Raw genomic sequence first — 21,038 nt, 5'->3', positions numbered from 1 at the left:
TGCGCCTGAAATCAGGGTCGATTCGTTTGTACCCATCTGCACCCCCGTTTGACTCCGTGCCTCGTCATGCTTAGCTGTTACCGCACCCCCAGTCGGATCTGCCGCCACCCGGCTGGACCTTCCCTCGCTGGCCGCTACCTGATTGGCAGCGCGCTTCTACTGGGCCTTCTGCTCAGCCTTCTGATCACGGCTGTGCCGCCTGTACATGCCCAAGAGTCGGGCTGGACGGTCAACCCCTCGTCCTACGAGCACACGATGACCGCAACGGTGGCTGTCACCCTGGATGGGCAACCAGCGCCCGGTGCAGAGCTTGGGGCATTTATTAATGGAGACGTGCGCGGTACAGCTACTGCTACAGAAGGAGCAGGAAGCGACGGGCAGGCGCTGCATTTCATTACCATCCACGGCAATGTCGAATCTACCGGGGTGGAACTCCGGCTCTACAATCCCGAGTCCGATTCGGTACACACAACGAGTGCATCGTTTCCGTTTGCGATTGACGGGATCGTCGGATCGCCCTCAAATCCGTTTGAGGCTGTATTCGGAGCCGTGTCTATTCCCGACGTGGCAGCCTGGGAGGTGGATCCGAGCGACTATGAGCATACCATGACGCTCACCGCCAGCGTGCATGTAGACGCGACCGACCAGTCGGGCGGGCTCGCCGACGATCGCCTCGCGGCGTTCTCGCCAGCAGGTACCGTGCGGGGTGTAGCTGAGCCGGTGGCTGTAGGAGATGCCTTCCTCTTCTTCCTGACTGTGCATGGCAACGCCAGCGATGCCGGGCGCACGCTCCCGATGCAGTTTTACGACACCGTCACCGATACGGTCTACGCGGTTCAGGAAGATCTTGTATTCGAAATCAACGCCGTCACTGGGAGTCCGTCGCAGCCCGTTGAGCTGGTTGCGGTTGAAACGTCTTCTGACGATGAAGGAGCTGACGACGAAGACCCTGCTGATGAAGATCCTGGTGATGAAGAGCCTAGCCCCGATGATCCCGAAGACTCCGACGATACCGAAGCGGCGCCCACCCTTGATATCGTAACCGTAGCCCCGAATCCAACAACAACGACCTCAGAGGTCGTCGTCGCTGCAAATCACACGTTTCCGGTGCGTCTTGCCCTCTACGACACCCTCGGGCGCGAGGTCGCAGTGCTCTATGAAGGAGCGCTTCCTGGTGGACAGGCGCAGCGCGTTCCGTTGCCGGCACAACGATTCGCCAGCGGCATGTACTGGCTGCACCTCACCAGCTCCGCCGGACGCCCCGCAACCCGTTCGGTTGTCATCGCCCGGTAGAACGCGTTAGCATGGAGTGGACACATCACAAAAGCAAAGCATGGCGTATGGGAGCACACGCCTCGACACAGATCTGAGCATCCCGTATCAAAAATTGGGCCGTGGCTTGTTTTAGGAGGATAGGTTCCGTTTCTTATAGGTGTTGATCGTCCTTCTGTTGTCCTTACCTGCTCGCACCCCCCATGTCCTGGTATAAAAAGCTGCACTGGCAAATCATTATCGGCCTCATTCTGGGGCTTGTGTACGGCGTCGTTGGAGCGGCAATGGGATGGGAGCAGTTCACTGCGCACTGGATTGCACCGTTCGGCACCATCTTCCTGAACATGCTGCAGGTTATTGCGGTGCCGCTAATCCTGGCCTCGCTCGTCGTGGGCGTGGCCTCGCTGGCCGATCTGAACAAGCTCTCACGCATCGGGGGAAAGACGATCGGACTCTACCTGCTAACAACGGTGATCGCTCTCGTTGTAGGGCTCACGCTTGTCAATACTATGCAGCCGGGCGGCGCCGTGCCCCCCGAAATGCAACAGCAGCTTGAAGAAACCTACCGCGCCGATGTCGACGATCGCGAGGCGTTTGCACAAGACGCTGCCGATCGGGGACCGCTACAGCCGTTCGTCGACATGGTGCCGTCGAATTTCTTCTCGGCGGCCTCCGACAACAGCAACATGCTGCAGGTGGTATTCGCCGCGCTCTTCATCGGCATCGGGCTGATGCTTATACCCGGCAAGCAGTCCAAACCCCTCCTTGACTTCTTCGAAAGCCTGAACGCGCTTATCATCAAGCTCGTAGAGCTGATCATGCTCACCGCGCCCATCGGGGTGTTTGGGCTGCTGGCGGATGCGATCGTGTCGATTGCTGCTGACAGTCCAACGCAGCTTGCGCCGCTGCTGGGCGCGCTCGGATACTACTGTCTGGCGGTAGCGTTAGGACTCTTCATCATGATGTTCTTCGTGTATCCGATCTTCATGAAGCTCTTCACTCGCAAGAGCATCCCGGAATACTACAAAGCCATTGCGCCCGCACAGCTTGTGGCGTTCTCGACCTCGTCGAGCGGGGCCACACTTCCAGTCACCATGGAGGTGAGCGAGAAAAACCTCGGGGTATCGAAAGAGATCTCCTCGTTCGTGCTACCGCTCGGGGCCACGATTAACATGGACGGTACGGCACTCTACCAGGCCATAGCTGCGGTCTTCATCGCGCAGGTCATTGGGCTGGATCTTGCGCTTTCGCAGCAGCTAAACATCATTCTCATTGCTGTGCTGGCATCCATCGGCACCGCCGGGGTGCCCAGCGCAGGCATCGTTATGCTGGTTGTGATCCTCGAATCGGTCGGTGTGCCCGCAGCCGGAATCGCCCTTATCCTCGGCGTTGACCGCCCGCTCGACATGCTGCGCACCGTCAACAATATCACCGGCGACACGATGGTCGCTTCCGTTGTCGCTGAAAGCGAAGGCGCACTGCGCGACGTAGACGAATCCATGTACGTGAGCCTGGGTGACAACGGCGAGTTGGGGGGGGCGGGCGAAGCCTCCGAAGAAGCCACAGACGACGCAGCGCTCTCGAAAGATGCGTAACGAGAAGGGGGCACAGCAGTAAGGAGGTGTACTCCTAATTCTCGATAGGCGTAACCCAAAGATGCGTTACATGATGTACTTGCGCGTACTGCTCGGGAGCGTACTGCTTGTCCTTCTCGGAAGCACAGCGGCCGCAGAGCCCGCCGTGGTTGATCGTGAAGCCGATCCTGCCCCTGTGCATGCAGCGGAGCCGGGTCCTGTGCATGCCGACGAGGCACTGCTGCTAACCCGTAGCGCTCCAGCACAGCATCACCTGCACGCGGCACACGAAGCCCTGCATCGCTACCGGATCGACACCGCCCATGCGCACCTCGACACCCTCGCCGCGCATTCCGATGGCTACTGGGCCGCCCCCCACGGGCGTGCCCTTGTTGCGCTCTTTCAGGCCTTTATAACCGAGGAAGACACCTACTTTGAGCAGGTCGAGACGCACGCCAATGCCCTGCGCGATGCTCTCAACCAGGCCCCCGACAGCGGGAGCCCGTGGATAGCGCACATGCAGGGCGAGGCCGACCTGATGCGTGCGCTCGTTGCAGCACGCGAAGGAAGCTATATCCGCGCGGCCTGGCGCGCCCGCTCGGCCTTCCGTACGCTGCGCCGCAACACCGAACGCTACCCGGACTTCGCAGAGAGCCGCCTTGGGGTGGGGCTGATGCGCTACACCATTGGGGTGCTGCCCGGGCGCTATCAGCGGGTGTTGCGCGTTATCGGGTTTCAGGGGGATGCGGAGCGCGGGCTTGCTGACCTGCACAACGCCGCCGAAGCAAGTACCGTCAACGCGGTGTTTGCTGAGGCTGCCACCGGGCTGATGCGCAATGCCGTAGAACGCGATACGGACGCGGCCATTCCCCATCTTGCGACCGCCTACGAGCGCTACCCAGACAGTCCGCTCTGGGCCTACGTCTACGGGTTTGCCCTGATGGAAAACCGACAGGTAGACCGGGCCTACGAGGTGCTCGCCCATGGACTTGAACAGGTGGAGGCGGGGGCTGCCCCCGTTTCGTTTTTGCACTTCTTTCGGGGGCGTGTCGCGTTTGCTCGCGAGGACTACCGGGCTGCGCAAGACGCCCTGCGCACGTACATCGATCGCCATGCCGGCCGGGCACTTATGCCCCCGGCGCATCTCTATCTTGGACTGGCTACCGAGCTCGTCGACGGGTGGGAAGCCGCGCAACCGTACTACGAGCAGGTTTCGGACGACCGCGAGTTCGACGAAGATGCGGCGCTGGAGCGCTGGGCAGAGCGACGGCTGCAGGGGCCGATGTCGGAGGTCGACCGTGCTCTGCTGGCTGCTCGCAATGCCTACGACGCTGCGCAGTACGAGACTGCCCTGGAGCGACTCCGTGCACTCCTCAGCCAGCACACGCTCTGTGAGGAGCAACGGGCTGAGGCCCACTATCGTAAGGGACGGGTGTATCAGGCGCAGCGTGCATTCAATAGTGCACTGGCGCATTACGCATCCGCCCGCTCCCACACCGACCGTGCCTCCAATGCACAATGGGGCGCCTGGTCGTGGTATCACGCCGGAACGGTGTACCGTGAACAGAGGCGCCCTGGCGTGGCGGCACATGCTTTTGAAGCTGCCATGGACTGGCCTACGCCGTACGATTACCACGAAGGGCTACACCAGGCCGCCCGCATCGCCCTCTCTCGACTTTGACGCTTAACGCATGCACTGGATCGACGGGCTGATCATCGCTACGTACCTCGTGGGGGCACTTGCCCTTGGGGCGTACCTGTCGCGGCGCGCCTCGCAATCGCTTGAGGATTTCTTTATCTCGGGGCGCTCGCTTCCATGGTGGCTGGCTGGCACCTCGATGGCCGCCACCACGTTCTCGATCGATACCCCGCTCTACGTAGCAGGCGTGGTTGGCGAGCGCGGGGTAGCAGGCAACTGGGAGTGGTGGGCCTTTGGGGTCGGGCATGTCGCTCTTATCTACGTCTTCGCGCGCCTCTGGCGTCGCAGCGAGGTCGTGACCGATGCCGAGCTCATTGAGATGCGTTACGGAGGGCGCCCGGCGGCTATCTTGCGCGTGGTGAAGGCTTTTCTCTTTGCCGTACCTATCAACTGTATCGGCATCGGGTACATCATGCTCGCGGCCCTCAAAGTGATGGAAGCGCTCTCCTTCTGGGAACTCATGGGCATCCCCACCGGCGGTACGTTACTGGGCATCGACCCCAAGATGCTTTCGGTGCTGGTGCTGCTGGTGTTTGTGCTTTTGTATGCCGGGCTTGCCGGACTCTGGGGCGTGGTGGCAACCGACTTTGTGCAGTTTGTGCTTGCTCTGGCCGGGGCCATTCTGGTGGCGTGGTTTGCCATTCGCAGCCCCGAAGTGGGCGGGCTACAGGGGCTCGTGACCCAGGCGCAAGACGTAACCGATTTCGACGTACTCGCCTTCGTTCCGTTTGAAGTCGGGTGGGATGACGGGCTGCGGGTAGGGTGGAGTGCCTTTGCAGGCATTTCGGCGTCCACGTTCTTTGCGTATGTCTTCGTGCAGTGGTGGACCTTCCGGCGCTCCGACGGCGGCGGCGAGTTTATTCAGCGCCTGGCAGCCTCACGCGATGAGCAGAATGCCGAGTGGGCGGCCTGGCTCTTCAATATTATGCACTATGTGATACGCACCTGGCCCTGGGTCCTTGTGGCGCTCGCAGCACTGGTCATCTATCCCGACCTCGAAGATCCTGAAATGGGATACCCCATGCTTATGCTCGACTACCTGCCAGTCGGCGTGCTGGGGCTGGCGGTCGCCTCGCTCTTGGCTGCGTTCATGAGTACCGTATCGACGCAGATTAACTGGGGCGCTTCGTACCTGACGCACGACGTCTACGCCCGGTTCATGCGTCCGAAGGCCAGCGAGAGCGAACTGGTGCTGGCCGGACGCGTAGCTTCGCTGATCATTGCGACGGTCGGGGCTGTGGCTGCGTTCTATGCCGAGAGCGTGGCAACAGTCTTCCGGCTCGTCATTGCTATCGGCACCGGGCCGGGGGTCGTGCTCATCCTGCGCTGGTTCTGGTGGCGCATCAACGCATGGGCTGAGCTCTCGGCGATGTGTGCTGGATTTATGATCGGCGTGGCTACCACGCTCTATCCCGGAGCGATTATCGAGGACTTCGGGCTGCGCCTGCTGGTGATTACCGTGCTCACCGGTGCGGTGTGGATTACCGTGATGTACACAACCGCCCCCGAATCCCCCCAGACCCTGCGCCGCTTCTACCGGATGGCACGCCCGGGAGGACCCGGCTGGGTGCGGCAGCGCACAGAGACGGGCATCGCCCCGGCGGCGTCGCTGCGGCGTAGCGTGCTCAGCACCATCGCGGCGGTCGGACTGCTCTTCGGGGTTATGTTTGCTGTAGGAGGTGCGCTGCTGCTGCGGCCAGGGGTGGCTGTCGGATGCGCGGTCGTTGCGGCGATATCAGGGTACCTGCTTTACCGGCAACGGCAAGCCGCACCGCCGCCGGTGCCGATTGCCGATAAAAACACGCAGGCCGAGTAGGGGCCGTGCCAGAAGCAGCGTTAAGAAACAACGTTAGCAGATGCAGCTTGCCTCCTCGCGACGTGCGCCTCTCACATGTCGGATGAAACGCAAGATGAAACGTAAGTAGAGTGGAAAAGAACAGGCTTTGCACACTCCACGTCTCGCATCTGGAAACACCCATTTTGATATGTAGGTTTAGCACATGCTAACTTTCTTCCGGTCAATACACGCTCCATGTCTACGATCGACGATCTACCCCTTTTTCCGCTTGGCCTGGTGCTATACCCGAACGAGCAGGTGCCCCTGCATATCTTTGAAGAGCGCTACAAGGACCTGATGACGTTCTGCACGACGCACGACGTGCCGTTTGGTATTGTGCTGGCGCACGAAGGGAACCTGGCATCGGTAGGGTGTACCGCATACATCAAGCGGATCTTAAAGCGGTACGAAAACGGAAGCGCTGACCTGATCGCTGAGGGCGACGAGCGCTTCCAGATTGAAGAGGTGTACGACGACCGGGCGTCCTACTACACGGCCGATGTGACGCTGCTCGAAGATACCTCAACCGCGATCGACGAAGCCACGCGCGAGCGCATGATCACGCAGCACATGAAGCTGCTGGAGCTGGCCGGTCGCACCGTACGCCCCGATCTCTACCAGACCGACCGGCGCCTGTCGTTCGTACTGGCACAGAACGCAGGCCTTTCGCTTGAGCAGAAGCAGGAGGTGCTGCAGCTTTCCAATGAAATTGAGCGCGTCAACTACCTGGTTGAACACTTCGAGCGGCTCATCCCACAAGTTGAAGAGCAGGAAGACGTGCAGCGCCGTGTAAAGTCAAACGGGCACTTCAAAGACTTTCCGCCCGAGCATCTATAGAATCGGAAGGCAGAACCGGCAGCACGTGAAGCGGTCAGTCACCCTGCTCGAACAGATCGCCAGAGCTTGACGGGCGGTCGCGCTCGAAATGCTCGTAGGCACGGGCAAGGGCCACCCGCCCACGCGGAGTGCGCTCTATGAATCCCTCCTGGATCAGGTAGGGCTCGTAGACTTCCTCGATCGTCCCCGACTCCTCGCCGACCGACACCGCAAGGTTCTTGAGTCCGGTAGGACCGCCGCTGAAGTTGTCAATCAACGTTAGGAGGATGCGGGTATCCATGTCGTCGAGCCCGGCTTCGTCCACGTCGAGCGCATTCAGGGCGTGATCGGCGATTGTCTTCGTAATCTCGCCGTCGCCGTCGACCTCTGCAAAGTCGCGTGTGCGGCGCAGCAGGCGGTTGGATACGCGCGGAGTGCCCCGGCTGCGGCGGGCGATCTCGTACGCGCCGTCTTCAGTGATCGGGACGTCGAGAATGCGCGCGGAGCGCTGGGTAATAGACTGCAACAGATCGGCTGTGTAGTAGTCGTAGCGAAAGTCGATACCGAAGCGTGCTCGCAGGGGAGACGTAAGCAGCCCCTTACGCGTGGTTGCCCCCACCAGCGTAAACGGCGGCAGCGAGATCTGAACTGTTCGGGCGTTTGGCCCCGAGTCGATGACGATGTCGATGCGGTAGTCCTCCATGGCGGAATACAGATACTCCTCGACTACCGAGCTGAGGCGGTGGATCTCGTCGATAAAGAGCACATCGCCCTCCTCCAAATTGGTGAGCACCCCTGCCACGTCGGCTGGCTTTTCGAGCACCGGGCCGCTGGTCGTGCGAATACGAGCCCCCATCTCGTTCGCCACGATATGAGCAAGCGTCGTTTTGCCCAGGCCCGGCGGCCCCGAGAGCAGCACATGGTCGAGCGTCTCGCCGCGCTGTAGCGCTGCGGTCATAAACACCTGCAGGTTCTTCTTGATCTTCGCCTGTCCGATAAACTCGTCGAGACGCTGCGGACGCAGCATGGATTCGATATCGGATTCGGAGGCGTTCGCTGTATCGGGCTGAAGAGCCGAAGAGCGCGATTCGGGCATAGAGGGATACGGAAGGCAGTCAGCAAGACAGACGAAAACGATGCGGCGACGTGTTGTTCAAGCCCATGAGCGGGTCCAGAGTTTCTGCGCGCGAGCGCTACAAATACGCAACAGGTAAACCGCAGGCAAACCAGCCGTATGCAGCACGAGATATAACCACAGGGAATAACCGGGTCGCAGAGAGCGGACCGAGCAGAAAAAGCTGTTTACAGCAAAATGCGCCGATGATCGCGTAAAAAATGTACAACAGGATTGGGGGGCCCGTTGACGTTGGCAGGCATTCATGCTTATAATAGAAAAGCATAAGCGGAATGATTTTTGCCAAGCCGCGCAGATCAATGTGTGGCGTGGTGTCCCTTAGAAGACCTATGTCTTTATGCTTGAACTGCATCAAAAGCAAGAGCTCCAGCAGAAGCTATCGCCACAGCAGATACAGTACATCAAGCTGTTGCAGCTAAACACGCTCGACCTGGAGCAGCGTATCAAAGACGAGATGGCTGAAAATCCGCTGCTTGAAGAGGGGGTCGAAGACGAAGAGCTCGAAAGCCGCGAGGAGGCAGAGACCGAGCAGGAGATGGAAAACGAGCTGGAAACCGACGATCCTGAGGAAGAGGAGTTCGATCTCGACGAGCTGCTCAACAATCCTGACGACCTGTACGGCTACAAGGCCAACCCAAACCGGGGCGACGAAGACGACGAGTACCGGCGTCAGATGCGTGCCTCTACGTCGCTTGCTGAAGAGCTTAACGAACAGCTCTCGCTCTTGAACCTCGACGAGAAGGAGGCGCTCATTGCCGATCAGATCGTTGGGTCAATTGATGAGGATGGGTATCTGCGCCGTGAGGTGGAGTCGATCATCGACGACATTTTGTTTAACCAGAACGTAGAGGTAACGGAGGAAGACGTTGAGCAGGTGCTGAAGCAGGTGCAGTCGCTCGACCCGGCCGGTATTGCAGCACGCGACCTGCAGGAGTGCTTGCTCATTCAGCTCCGCCGCATGCCTGCCGATATCGAAGGGCGCGACCTGGCCATCGAGATGCTGGAGGAGCACTACAAGGCATTTACGATGAAGCACTTTGGCAAGCTTAAGAAGCGGATGGGCGTCGAAGACCGGGCCCTCAAGACCGCGTTTGATCTTATTCAACAGCGGCTCGATCCGAAGCCGGGAGAAGGGACGTTCTCGGAAGAGACCAACTACATCACGCCCGACTTCACCGTCCGCTACGTAGACAGCGATTTCATCATCACGCTTAACGGACAGAACGCCCCCGACATACGCATCTCACGCCACTACCGGCGCATGCTCGAAAAGATGAAGGCCGAGCAAGAGAGCGAGAAAGAGACGTCGTCTGTCGACAAGGAAACCAAGTCATTTCTCAAGAACAAGTTTGAGTCGGCACGCTGGTTCATCAACTCCATCAACCAGCGGCGCCACACCATGACGCTCGTCATGGATGCGATCGTGCAGCTGCAGGAAGACTTCTTTCGCTACGGCGAAGGGCACCTGAAGCCGATGATTTTGCAGGACGTTGCCGACATCATCGACATGGACATCTCTACGGTCAGCCGCGTGGTGAACGGGAAGTATGTGCAGACGGAGTTTGGTGTGTACGAGTTGAAGTACTTCTTCTCAGAAGGGCTGGAGACGGTTGATGGCGAGGAGGTGTCGAACAAAGAGGTGAAAGCAATCCTACAGCAGATTGTAGACGACGAGGATAAAACCGATCCGATGTCGGACCAGGCGCTGGCTGATAAGCTGGAGGAGCGCGGCTTTAAAATTGCCCGGCGCACGGTGTCGAAGTACCGTAAGCAGCTGGGCATTCCGGTGGCGCGCCTGCGCAAAGAGATTGTGCTGGAAGAGGATGAATCCTGAAGAGCAGCGAACGGTGCACCTGCGGCACCCTCTGCGGAATGGCGCGTCGTATGCGGCGTGGCGTCGGATCTTTCAGGGCAGCGCCCCCGTCACGCATCCCCCATACCCCGTAGTTCTTTTCTTCTTGACAAAAACAGGTGGTTGCAATGAACGGTGCCAAGATTCTTATGCTTGTGGGCGATTTCGTGGAGGACTACGAAGTGATGGTGCCTTTTCAGGCGCTTCAGATGGTCGGCCACGACGTGCATGCGGTGTGTCCGGAGAAGGCAGAGGGCGATACGGTGAAAACCGCCGTGCACGATTTTGAGGGCGACCAGACGTACACGGAGAAGCCCGGCCACAATTTCGCGCTTAACGCAACGTTTGACGATGTCGACCCGGCAGATTACGACGCGCTGGTGATTCCGGGCGGGCGGGCGCCGGAGTACATTCGTCTCAACGAAGAGGTGCTGGCAATGGTGCGCCACTTCGACGAAGCCGATAAGCCGATTGCGGCGGTCTGTCATGGCGCGCAGGTGCTGGCGGCAGCGGGCGTCATCGACGGCAAGCGGTGCGCGGCCTATCCGGCCTGCCAGCCTGAAGTAGAACGCGCAGGCGGCGTATACACTGATATTGCGGCCGACGAGGTAACGGTTGACGGGCAGCTTGTTACCGCGCCGGCCTGGCCGGCTCATCCGAAGTGGCTGGCAGCCTTCCTTGAGGTGCTGGGCACGCAGATCAAGCACCGTGAGCCGGTGGCAGCCTGATTAGCAGGCATAGCATTTTTGTAGATGGGCGGGTCTGCTCCATGGTGAGCAGACTCGCTTTTTTTGTGGTGATTCGTGAGGCGGGGCGCTTCTCTACGATGCCGTCATTGTAGCGGCTTGCGGTATGTTCAGACGACTCGGACCCGGTCATCAGGCTTCGGAGGGGGGAGAGGTCAATGACAAGCCTACTACTTAGATGCTACATAGCCAACGGATAACGATAGAGAAGTGAAGTATGCGCTATCTGTATATCCAATTCTTCTGGATTCGCCACTATGTTATCTAAATATTATGCCACTGTTATAGGTGGGTAATCCCTACGTGAAAAGGTGAGTGATCACAGCATCTTTGCAGATGTTGTGGGGTGGGTCGCCTTATTGTAAGAGCGGATTCATCGCCCGCAAGTCTGTGTATGCACCACACAAGGCTTTGCGGCTCGCTACCTTCCACAGATCCTCTTTTATCGTCATGCGACATTGGATTACGACTTTTCTTTTACTTGTGTTGTTGCCTACAGCGGCGATGGCACAGGGCCTTACCACCGCAACGCTGCGGGGGGAGGTGCAAGATGCATCAGGCGAAGTGCTGCCTGGCGCTAACGTCATTGCTGTACACGAGCCCAGCGGTACAGAGTACGGCACGTCGACCCGGTCCGACGGCACATACGTGCTGCGCGGCATGCGCGTAGGTGGCCCGTACACGGTAACAGCCAGCTTCGTCGGCTACCAGGCGGTTCGGGAAACAGAGATCAACTTGCAGCTTGGCGAAGCCCAGACGCTCAACTTCGCGCTCCAGGAAGCCTCGGAGGAGCTCGACGAAGTGCGAGTTATCGGCGAACGAGACCGCACGATTAGCTCTGATCGCACAGGCGCTCGCACCAACGTGTCGCGCGTTGAGGTGGAGCGCACGCCGTCTATCCAGCGCTCACTCTCCGACTTCTCGCGCCTCTCGCCACAGTCCACCGGAAGCGGACTCGGGCTGGCCGGCCGGGAAGCACGGCTCTCCAGCATCACCGTTGATGGCGCGACCTTCAACGACGTGTTCGGACTCGGCGGCACCGGCGGTACGCCCGGTGGCCAGGCTGGAACCGAACCCTTTAGCCTCGATGCGATCGAGGAGTTTAACATCGACGTGGCTCCATACGACGTACGCTACGGCAACTTCGTAGGAGGACGCATCAACGCGGTGACGCGGAGCGGCTCCAACACCTTCGAAGGCTCAGCCTACTACCTGGGACGCAACGAACAATTTGTAGGCGGTGGCCCGGCAGGGACGGATTTTCCGGAGTTCAGTGAGCAGTTTGTTGGAGGACGCCTTGGCGGCCCCATCATTGAAGATAAGCTCTTCTTCTTTGTCTCGGGTGAGTACGAAGAAGAAACCAGTCCGACCACGACCGGCCTTGCCGGGAGCGGACAGGCAAACATCTTTCCGATTGGGAGCGATCGCGTCTCCGACATCGCCTCGATTGCAAGCAATCAGTACGGCATGCAGCCGGGCGGATTCGATCCGTTCACCGGGCAGGAAGACAACATCAAGCTGCTTGCGCGCCTGGACTGGAACATCAACGCAAACAACCAGCTCACGCTGCGTAACAATTATGTAGATGCAGCGCGTGACCGGGGGGTAGGACGGAGCACCAACACCTACTCGCTCGACTCGCAGGGCTATCAGCAGCGCCACACGCAGAACACGACCACGCTGGAGCTGCAGTCGTCTATCGGCGCCAACATGTACAACGAACTGCGCCTGAACTACCAGCGCATTCGGGATGAAGGCGACTTCGGTAACTTCGGACAGCCGCAGGTCGATGTGCAGATCTTCGAAGATCCAAACGAGACCGACGTAAACGCCCGCACCCGTACCGTTCGTCTGGGTACCGAGCGCTTCCGTCATGCGAATCAGCTGGACCAGGACGTGTTTGAGCTGACCAACGACTTTACCATCGATCTGGGCAGCCACGAACTAACGTTTGGAACGAACAACCAGCTGTATAGCTGGAAGAACCTGTTCATCCAGGACTTCTTCGGCACCTATACGTTCGCCCCGATCGAGTTTACCGAGACCACCCAGGTCGGAAACCGTACGTTCGAAGCGGGCGACTTCATTGACGGACGCGAAGCGTTTGCGCTCGGGCTGCCGTCGCGCTACCAGTACAGCTACTCCCGCATCCCCGGCAACCCGCGCGCCGAAGTGAACCCAAGCGCGCTGCAGCTGGGCTTCTATGCGCAAGATGAGTGGCGCGTGACCAGCGACCTGCGCTTCCGTATCGGACTGCGAGCCGACGTGCCTATCTTCGACGATAAGCCGTTCGATAATCCGCAGGCTGAGGATGCCTTTGGGCAGAATACCTCAGAGGTGCCTACGGGCAACATCCTGTGGCAGCCGCGTCTGGGCTTCAACTGGGATGCCACCGGCGACCAGACCACGCAGGTACGTGGTGGAATCGGCGTGTTCGCCGGCCAGCCGCCCTTCGTGATGATCTCGAATCAGTACACAAACACGGGTGTCGACTTTGCCCGCGTCGATGTGCGCCAGACGCAGAGCGCGACCAATCCGGCGTTCGACGACCAGGGCATCCGGATGCCCGACCTCGATAACCTGGACGACAACTTCGTGCAGCCCGGCAACCCGGACTTCCCCGAAGATCTTGCGCTGCCTATCGCAGCTACGTCCGAGATCAACCTTACCGACCCGGACTTCAAGTATCCGAGTTCGCTGCGCCTCAACCTTGCCGTTGATCAGCAGCTTCCACTCGGCCTGATTGGTACGGTTGAAGGGCTCTACTCCTCGGCGATCAACGACATCGACTACCGCAACATTAACCTTGAGGTAGACGATAGCGTGCCCACACCGATTGATGGGCGCCCGATCTATCGCCGCATTGATGACGGTCCGAACGCCAACTTCACGGACGCGATCTTGCTTACCAATACCAACGAAGGCTACGAGTACAGCTTCTCGGTATCGCTGCAGCGCCCCTTGCAGGGCACCGGCTTCGGCGGGCAGGTTGCGTACACGTTCAGTGATGCGTTCAACATCACCGACGCTACGTCGAGCCGCGCGATCTCGAATTACCGGTTTACCGCGTCGTTCGACCACAATAACCGGGAGCTCGGACGCTCCGACTTTGTGAATCGCCACAATGTCCTGGCCAATGTGTCGTACGCGTTCGACTTCGACCGCTACACTACGGTCTTGTCGGCTGTCTATAACGGACGCTCGGGAAGCCCCTTCAGCTACGTGTATGCGGGCGACATTCAGAACATCGGTAACAGCTTTGGCAACCTGGTCTACGTGCCCGAGCAGGAAACCGATATCTTCCTGGAGTCGCAGAACTGGCAGGCGCTCAACAGCTTCATCAATCGCGATGACGCTCTGAGCAGCCAGCGCGGCCAGATCTTCGATCGGAATACCGCCTTCACCGAATGGAATCATCAGCTGGACCTGCGTTTCACGCAGCAGTTTGAAACCTTCGGCGATCAGCGTGTCGAGGTCTCGGCTACGGTCATTAACTTCCTGAATCTGATCAACTCAGACTGGGGCGTGCGCAGCACGGCCTTTCAGGGCACCGACCTGATGAACTTCCAGGGCTTCATTACCGAGGACGACATCGGAGACGAAGTGGCCGGACGCACCGTGCAGGCGAGCGACGTGGGCAAGTACCGCGTTACGTTCGACTCCAGCAACCGCACGCGCGAAGATGTCCTCAACGTAAATGACGACCTCTCGCGCTGGCAGCTACAGCTGGGCGTGCGCTACACGTTCTAAGTAGAGCTGTAGCCTGGCTCCCCAAGGCTGTATGTCTCGGAGCGCATGCCTTGTGCATCGCTCCGGGCCCAACCACGAAGCGGACGTCTGCATTGCGCAGGCGTCCGCTTTTTTGTTGAGGGCGTTATCTATCGGTAGAGATCTGGGCGGATGCGGGCACGCACAGCCCTGCCGCATAATCAGCGCAACGACGAAAAAATAGCGATGGAGCGAGCGGGTAGGCTACATAAGAGAGACCAACAACAGATTGAGAAACAGGACGCGTGCTGCGGAAGGTATACGGGCATGACACGAGAGATGCAGCCAGGTGTCGTGTTATAGGCGACACAGAGCTTCGGGGCGGTTACTCACCGGATTCCGGTTGCCCGCCTGACACGTACAGGTCGGTGCGGCGGGGGAAAGGCGAGTCAGCACCGTACGCGTCGGGCAGGTAGCCCAGCGGCACGAGGTCGGCAATGCGACGAAAGGCAAAAGCGCCGTACACGGTCATAGCGTAGGGTTCGAGCGACTTCCCCCACCGGTCTACTTCGACGGGCCGTCTGTTTAGCTCGACCTGCGAGGGCTGGTACGCCCGTGGACGACGAGGCGTGCCTCCGCGCCAGGCGACGAACGCCTGCGACTCGGGGGCCTCGTGGTAGCGCACCATCAGGCGGCCGCGAAAGCGAACTGCAAAGGTGGAGTCTTCGGTTGGCTCCACGATCCGCGTGGCTCGCGCGCGAAACTGGGGCTGGCTACGGGGCGGGCGGTTCATGTGAGAGAGACGCACGCGGTGCATCGCAAACCCCTCCTCCGACACGCGGTCGTAGAGCAGCGCCAGCATAAAATGGCGAAAGGAGCCCCGAAACGCCTCCTCGCGCTGCTGGCGCCACCGCTCGGCCTCCTGCTCAGACGAAGGCGTCAGTAGCTCAAAGAACGGCTCGCCGTCCCAGCGAAGAATGCTGCCTCGCGACTCAAACTCGTCGAGGTGGTAGCGGATGCGATAGCCCAGCGCCCGGTTTTCAATGACGAGCGGCGCAGACGCATCGGCCTGAAACGGGCCCCACCAGCTGCGGGAGAAGCGCAGGACCTCCGGGTTCAGAAGCGTAACCTCATCGGCGTACTCCGACGTGCCGATGAAGAGCTCCTCGAAGCGCTGCAGGCTGCGCCGCCACGACCGGGAGCGTTCGGCTTCAACCGTGATCGCATCGAGCGCTACGGTAGACGGGGTAAGCTGGAGATGTAACGTATGGCGGGCGCCGCCGCGCAGCACCAGGTCGCGCTGTTCCGACTCAAACCCTACCATGCTGATATACAGGCAGTGCGCGCCTCGGGCCCGCGTGGTAAACGAGAACGCACCGCTGCGATCGGTAGCGGTGCCGGTGGTCGTTCCGGCGAGGAAGATGTGCACACCAGGCAAGGGGGCACCTGTTTCGGCATGTACCACCGTGCCCTGAAAGACAACCGGCACAGGCGCGTCGTGCTGCTGTGCAATGGCCGTCTGGCATACGACAATACATACGACAATACACGCGGCGAGGCCCCACAGGGCGGTGCGCAGTGCAGTACGCAGTGCAGTACGCAGGGCGTTTCGGGCTCGTATCCTGATAGTCATCGCTTCCCCCTCCGGGCCGTAGACCCCCTGTCTACCCCGATCTCACCAGGTTCACTGAGTGTGCACAATATAGGGACATTACCGACTGCTGTCAAGCGTCTCGTAAGTCCAGTGGTCTGCACCCCCACATAAAAAACCGCCCGGCACACAGGGCACCAGGCGGCGGAGAGCAGAAAGGTAGCTCTCAGAGGAGTATCAGTGGGAATTGACGCCCACGCTTCAGGTCCCCACCTGATCCTACAATGCGTGAGCGCCCCTCTATACCGGCACGCCCCCCGGACCGGACAACCGGCGTCCGGGTGAGTGCCTCGCGCGCCAGATATCCGTAGGGCGAGAGACGGGCGCGCGGGCGATGACCAATCCTGCACGGGGAAGCAGCCGCAGCGGGTCTGCACGGTATATCGGGACCGGTACGTGCGTGCGCATCTCCTTGAACCTGCCCCCTGAACCGGGCCGTGTGCGCCATGCTGCCCTATGCCTTCTTGAGGAGTGCGCCTACTTCATCGAGCGAGAGGCGGATGAGCGTGGGCGTGCCGCCGGGATCGACGTACGGCACCTCGCAGTCCCAGAGCGCCCTGAGGAAGGCGCGGCGTTCTTCGGAGGCCCATCCGGACACGTCGCGCAGCGCCTGACGGCTGGCCAGGGTGCGGGCCCAGGCTTTGCGGCGCGTTTCGGTGGCCGACTCGGGGGCATCGTTGTTGGTGTTCAGCAGCGCCCGAAAAGCATCGACGGCGGCCTCGGTGTCGAGCTTGGGCGGCACCCCGCGCAGCGCCACGGTGCGTCCGCTCATGGCGGCGGCGTCGAAGCCCAGGTGGGCAAGCTCCCCCTGCAGCGCCTGAAAGCGGTCGGCCTCCTGCGCCGATAGGTCGATTGTTTCGGCAAAGAGCAGCTGCTGCGACTCGCCCGACTCATTCTGCAGGCGATGCAGGTAGCGCTCATACACGATGCGCCGGTGTGCCGCACGCGGATCCACGACCATCAGCCCGGCCTCAATTGGCACCAGCAGGTAGCGGTCGTGCAAGACCCACACCGGCCCCTGCCCGGGCGTCCCCTCCGAACCGGCCTCACCGGCCTCGGCCGCGTCGGCCGGACGGTACAGACGGTCGGTTAGGTCGCCCAGGTTGCGCGCCGGGGTGCTTTGGGATGAAGAGGCGGGCTGGGGGGATGCGGAACGCGACGGCGCAGGCGATGAATCATCGCGCGACGAGGAAGGGCGTGTTCTGCTGAAGGATACCGGGGCAGGCCGTGCGGAAGAAGAGCCGCTGCCCAACGAATCATCGCGCGGCGCAGAGTCTCCGTCTGGATCCAGCTCGGGTGTGGTAAGCTGCTCCTTCAGCGCGCCGCGAATGCTGCTGCGTAGCAGGCCGTATACCCCGCTTTCATCTTCAAACTTGACCTCCGCCTTGGTCGGGTGCACGTTTACATCAACGCGCTTCGGGTCGAGCTCCAGAAAGAGCGTAAAGAACGGAAACGCCTTCTCGGGCAGCCAATCGCCGTAGGCTTTGCGGACGGCGTGGCTCAGGTAGCGGTCGCGGATGTAGCGGTCGTTGACGAATAGAAACTGGTCGTCGCGCGAGGCCTTGAACTGCTGCGGGTTGTCGACGAGTCCCCACACGTGCAGGTAGCTCGACGCGTCGGAGACGGGCACGAGCGAGGCGGCGCGCTCCTCGGTCCAGAGCTGACGGACGCGAAAGCGCAGGCGTTCGATCTTGTCGTTGGCCGTGGCAGCCTCGCACTGCACGATGGAGCGGTCGTCGTGGTAGAGCTCCATGTGCACGCCGGGGTGGGCGAGTGCCTGCTGGTAGACGGTGTCGGAGATGTGCTTCATCTCGGTGCCCGGCGTTTTCAGGAAGTTGCGCCGCGCCGGCACGTTGTAGAAGAGGTTGCGGACGGAGATGGTGGTGCCGGCGGGTGTGGCGCATGGGCGGTGTGTCTCCAGCGACCCGCCGTGTACCTGCACGAGCGTGCCAACGTCATCTTCGACGCGGCGCGTCTTAAGCTCGACCTGCGCCACCGCCCCGATCGAGGCCAGCGCCTCGCCCCGAAAGCCGAGGGTGCGGATGCGCTCCAGGTCGTCGATACCACGAATCTTGCTGGTAGCGTGGCGGTCGAAGCAGCGTCGGGCGTCGTTCCGGTTCATGCCACAGCCGTCGTCGGTCACCTGAATGAGCGCGCGCCCGGCCTCTTTTACGCGCACCACAATGCGCTCGGCACCGGCATCGAGCGCGTTCTCGACCAGCTCTTTCACGACCGAAGCCGGACGCTGCACGACCTCGCCGGCGGCAATCTTGTTTGCGAGTACATCGGGCAGCTGACGAATGAGCCCAGCCGTATCGGAAGCGTCGGTCATGCGAAGAGCGGTTACAGCGACAGATAGACAAAGAGGGTGAAGGCGAGCAGCCCGAGCAGGTAGAGCAGGTCCATAGGACTGCGCTTGCGGTCGCGGCGCCCGGTACGCATCCGGCGGCGGATGTCGTCGTCGTCGGAGGGGTCGTAGCGCCGGGGTTCATACTCAAAGCTGCGCGGCCCTCGGCCGGCGGAAAAGAGGCCCATGAAGGATGATGCCGTTGGTGGAACGTGTATGTGCTTGTGGTATGGCGGTAAAACTGCCCGATGTTTACGGACGTTCCGCGACGAGCCTACGCCAGCTACGCGCCGGGCCACATGGCAGACCTAAGACCCCGCACAGGCCGCTCAATGTAACACACTCGCCAGGTATACCTGGAGTCCCATCCATATCCGGGCTGCTCTCGTAGGGTACAGTGAGCATCATCCCCCCTTCACACTGCTTCTTCCGATGGATATACACGCAATACCCGCAGCGGCTCTTTTCTGTGTACTCGCGCTCGGCCTGGCCGGGTTTGGAACTGCGGCGCTTTCTGAAGAGGTCATTCGCGTGGGCAATTTCTCGGCAGGTAACACCGAGCGCGGCTTTCCGGCGGGGTGGACGCCCATCACGTTTGGCAATGTCGATACGCCAACGACCTATACCGTGCAGCGTATGGACGACACGCTTGTCGTAAAGGCAGAGAGCGACGGCGGGGCCTCGGGGCTGGCTACGGAGCGCCGCATCAACCCGAACACGCATCCGGTGGTGGTGTGGCGCTGGCAGGTCAGCAATGTGCTCGAATCGGGCAGTGTCTACGAGAAGAAGGGCGATGACTACCCCGCCCGCATCTACATCACGTTTGACTACGACCGCAGCAACCTGAGCCTCGGGCAGCGCGTCCGGCTTCGCGGGGCTGACTTTCTGGGATACGACAACCTGCCCACCCGCGCTCTCAACTACATCTGGGCCAACCAGGCGCCGGTCGGTGAGCCGGTCGTAAACCCGTACACCAGCCTGGTGATGATGCTGCCCACGCAGAGCGGCTGGGCACAGACCGGGCAGTGGATCGAGGAGGTGCGTCACCTGGGTCACGACTACCGCCGCGCGTTCGACGATGCCGGGGAAGCGCTGCCCGAGGTGAACGGGGTAGCCATCATGACCGATACGGATGATACCGGCGAGTCGGCCACCGCCTACTACGGCGACATCCTGTTCATGACCGAAGAAGCCGCTGCCGGGCGCTACGGGGCAGACGTGCTGTCGGACATCCAGCAGTCGCGCTCGCGGTAGCATGCCGAGCATATCGCGGCATAGCAGCTGCACGGGGCGGAGCTGAGACGAGCCATGAACCGGTGACCGAAAGCGCATCCTTTTTGTCCGTGCGCCGCCTGGATGTCCGCCTGCGTGGCCTCTACGGAGAAGAGCAGGGCTGTGGTGTACGCATCGGGGCGGGCGGGCCAGATGCCGAGGCCACGCATCCCAAAGATAAGAAATCAAAGCAGGCCCTTAAAACATAGAAACGCCGAAGCAGCGAGGGCTGCGCCGACGTTGCGTGTTTCAGCATGTGTCTACGAAATGTGCCCAAGAGAGGACTCGAACCTCCACGGCCGCAATGGCCACTGGCTCCTGAAGCCAGCGCGTCTACCAATTCCGCCACTTGGGCAAGTGCGGATGTCTGCCGTTGGGTGCAGACATGGGCGTGATAGTCTGATTAGGGACGTAGGTTCCACCGTGCTGCGCGAAGGTCTCGTAAATCGGCCAAAAGGCGGCGGTGCGTGGAACCTACGCGCTCGGCTGATCCGTACGGACGCTACCCCGCGGGTTGGTGCCGATATCGGCCTGAACCGTGCGGCTCGCTGTTGCTTTCTGCTTGCCGTAGATCTTGCATGACTGTTGCCAAACGTTTTCGGTGGGAGGCTGCCCACCGCCTTGCCGATCATCCGAGCCTGTGCCGCAACCTGCACGGCCACTCGTACACCTGCTGGATCGAACTCGACGGCACGCCAGGTCCGTCGCAGATGCTGATCGATTTTCAGGAGGTGAAGCGCGTCGTGTCGCCCCTGATCGACGCGTGGGACCACTGCACGTACGTGAATCGGGACGACACCGCGCTGCGCAAAGCCCTGGCCACGCTCGGGGTAAAGTACTACGTTTTGGATGGGCGAAGCACCACCGAGGCGCTGGCCGACTACGTGGCGCGCTATCTGTGCACACACGGCTTTGCCATGCTGCAAGCGCACGGCGTGACGGATGTGCAGGTGCGCGTGCAGGAGACGGAGACCTGCTACGCCACCACCCGCGCCACCGTCGCCGACTACGCCGATACGCCGGCGCCAGATCTGGAGGCCTCGCTCGTGGAGGCAGAGGCGGTGGCAGGGTGAGGATTTGTGCACGTCTCTCTTGACATCTGGAGGCGTGCGGTTGTACATTGGCTTTG

Annotated in this window: 15 protein-coding genes and 1 tRNA gene; 11 read left to right on the top strand and 5 right to left on the bottom strand. The window is 60.9% G+C overall.

Going from position 1 to position 21,038, the window contains the following annotated elements:
* The first annotated feature begins 66 nt into the window (after positions 1–66).
* From ACZ48V_RS11985 to ACZ48V_RS11965, 5 genes are all read left to right on the top strand, one after another.
* Positions 67–1,293, top strand: coding sequence for a T9SS type A sorting domain-containing protein (locus ACZ48V_RS11985; protein WP_464539446.1), 1,227 nt, complete (start codon positions 67–69; stop codon positions 1,291–1,293).
* A gap of 182 nt (positions 1,294–1,475) precedes the next feature.
* Positions 1,476–2,867 (top strand): dicarboxylate/amino acid:cation symporter, encoded by a 1,392-nt coding sequence (locus tag ACZ48V_RS11980; protein WP_464539444.1) that lies wholly within the window; start codon positions 1,476–1,478, stop codon positions 2,865–2,867.
* 70 nt (positions 2,868–2,937) lie between these two features.
* Positions 2,938–4,527, top strand: coding sequence for a tetratricopeptide repeat protein (locus ACZ48V_RS11975; RefSeq protein WP_464539442.1), 1,590 nt, complete (start codon positions 2,938–2,940; stop codon positions 4,525–4,527).
* A gap of 10 nt (positions 4,528–4,537) precedes the next feature.
* The gene (locus tag ACZ48V_RS11970; protein ID WP_464539440.1) at positions 4,538–6,361 is read left to right on the top strand and encodes a sodium:solute symporter family protein; all 1,824 of its coding nucleotides are present in this window, start codon (positions 4,538–4,540) and stop codon (positions 6,359–6,361) included.
* A gap of 216 nt (positions 6,362–6,577) precedes the next feature.
* On the top strand, positions 6,578–7,219 hold the full coding sequence (locus ACZ48V_RS11965; protein WP_464539438.1) for an LON peptidase substrate-binding domain-containing protein: 642 nt from the start codon (positions 6,578–6,580) through the stop codon (positions 7,217–7,219).
* A 34-nt stretch (positions 7,220–7,253) separates the two neighbouring features.
* On the opposite strand, the gene ruvB is transcribed toward ACZ48V_RS11965, so the two are convergent.
* Positions 7,254–8,294: a Holliday junction branch migration DNA helicase RuvB gene (gene ruvB / locus ACZ48V_RS11960; RefSeq protein ID WP_353563315.1), complete on the bottom strand. Its 1,041-nt coding sequence runs from the start codon at positions 8,292–8,294 to the stop codon at positions 7,254–7,256.
* Between the two features lie 376 nt (positions 8,295–8,670).
* Here ruvB and rpoN point away from each other — a divergent pair, with 376 nt between their 5' ends.
* The 3 genes from rpoN (at position 8,671) to ACZ48V_RS11945 (ending at position 14,681) form a co-directional block, all read left to right on the top strand.
* The gene (gene rpoN / locus ACZ48V_RS11955) at positions 8,671–10,167 is read left to right on the top strand and encodes an RNA polymerase factor sigma-54 (RefSeq protein WP_464539436.1); all 1,497 of its coding nucleotides are present in this window, start codon (positions 8,671–8,673) and stop codon (positions 10,165–10,167) included.
* A gap of 146 nt (positions 10,168–10,313) precedes the next feature.
* Positions 10,314–10,913 carry a DJ-1/PfpI family protein gene (locus ACZ48V_RS11950; RefSeq protein WP_464539434.1) on the top strand — a complete coding sequence of 200 codons (600 nt, stop codon included), beginning with the start codon at positions 10,314–10,316 and terminating at the stop codon, positions 10,911–10,913.
* A gap of 501 nt (positions 10,914–11,414) precedes the next feature.
* Positions 11,415–14,681, top strand: coding sequence for a TonB-dependent receptor (locus ACZ48V_RS11945; RefSeq protein ID WP_464539432.1), 3,267 nt, complete (start codon positions 11,415–11,417; stop codon positions 14,679–14,681).
* A 343-nt stretch (positions 14,682–15,024) separates the two neighbouring features.
* On the opposite strand, the gene ACZ48V_RS11940 is transcribed toward ACZ48V_RS11945, so the two are convergent.
* From ACZ48V_RS11940 to ACZ48V_RS11930, 3 genes are all read right to left on the bottom strand, one after another.
* Positions 15,025–16,272 carry a carboxypeptidase-like regulatory domain-containing protein gene (locus ACZ48V_RS11940; protein WP_464539430.1) on the bottom strand — a complete coding sequence of 416 codons (1,248 nt, stop codon included), beginning with the start codon at positions 16,270–16,272 and terminating at the stop codon, positions 15,025–15,027.
* Positions 16,273–16,744: 472 nt separating this feature from the next.
* Complete coding sequence (mutL, locus tag ACZ48V_RS11935; protein WP_464539428.1) at positions 16,745–18,622, bottom strand: DNA mismatch repair endonuclease MutL; 1,878 nt, start codon at positions 18,620–18,622, stop codon at positions 16,745–16,747.
* A gap of 11 nt (positions 18,623–18,633) precedes the next feature.
* Entirely contained in the window at positions 18,634–18,825 is a 192-nt protein-coding gene (locus ACZ48V_RS11930; RefSeq protein ID WP_353563101.1) for a hypothetical protein, read from the bottom strand.
* Between the two features lie 244 nt (positions 18,826–19,069).
* On the opposite strand from ACZ48V_RS11930, the gene ACZ48V_RS11925 reads away from it, so the two are divergent.
* Positions 19,070–19,891 carry a DUF3047 domain-containing protein gene (locus ACZ48V_RS11925; protein WP_464539426.1) on the top strand — a complete coding sequence of 274 codons (822 nt, stop codon included), beginning with the start codon at positions 19,070–19,072 and terminating at the stop codon, positions 19,889–19,891.
* 89 nt (positions 19,892–19,980) lie between these two features.
* Positions 19,981–20,118, top strand: coding sequence for a hypothetical protein (locus tag ACZ48V_RS11920; protein ID WP_464539425.1), 138 nt, complete (start codon positions 19,981–19,983; stop codon positions 20,116–20,118).
* A 61-nt stretch (positions 20,119–20,179) separates the two neighbouring features.
* On the opposite strand, the gene ACZ48V_RS11915 is transcribed toward ACZ48V_RS11920, so the two are convergent.
* Positions 20,180–20,264, bottom strand: a tRNA-Leu gene (locus tag ACZ48V_RS11915).
* Positions 20,265–20,487: 223 nt separating this feature from the next.
* Between ACZ48V_RS11915 and ACZ48V_RS11910 the strand changes: the two genes are divergently transcribed.
* The gene (locus ACZ48V_RS11910; protein WP_464539423.1) at positions 20,488–20,982 is read left to right on the top strand and encodes a 6-pyruvoyl trahydropterin synthase family protein; all 495 of its coding nucleotides are present in this window, start codon (positions 20,488–20,490) and stop codon (positions 20,980–20,982) included.
* Positions 20,983–21,038 lie beyond the last annotated feature (56 nt).

Source organism: Longimonas haloalkaliphila (genome assembly GCF_055379825.1).
This window is presented reverse-complemented; position numbering and strand designations above follow the sequence as displayed.